At 37.7% G+C, this 504-nt stretch carries 1 pseudogene; it reads right to left on the minus strand.

Annotation, left to right across the window (positions count from 1 at the left end):
• Positions 1-504, minus strand: a pseudogene (locus ABD331_RS60850) (IS4 family transposase); the annotation flags it as partial.

Genomic DNA, 504 nt, shown 5'->3' on the forward strand with positions numbered 1-504 from the left:
CCAACATAAGCTTATAACTAACACCCCAATCAATTTTTTCACTCGTCTAGGGTCTGTCAAGCGCGTATTTTCAAGATTAAACCCGCGTCCTTTGAGACAACTGAATAAGGTTTCAATTTCCCAGCGTAATGCATAATCCTGAATAGCATTGGCATTAAACTGAGGAGAAACGACGAGTAAAAGCTCTCCATTTTCTAACTGTAGTGCACTTATATATAGTTTCACCCGACCAACCAAAATCCGTCGTTTACGACATTCAATTTGACCAACTTTAAGATGGCGAAATAAATCACTAATTTTATGATTCTTTCCTAAATGATTGGTGACAATGAAGTTTTTTTAACACGAATGCAGAAGTTGATGTCTTGTTCAATTAACCATGTAAACCACTGCTCACCGATAAACTCTCTGTCTGCGAACACATTCACAATACGGTCTTTACCAAAAATGGCTATAAAGCGTTGAATCAAAGCAATGCGCTCTTTCGTATCTGAATTTCCACGT

It is taken from the genome of Nonomuraea monospora (assembly GCF_039531895.1).
Lineage (GTDB): Bacteria > Actinomycetota > Actinomycetes > Streptosporangiales > Streptosporangiaceae > Nonomuraea > Nonomuraea monospora.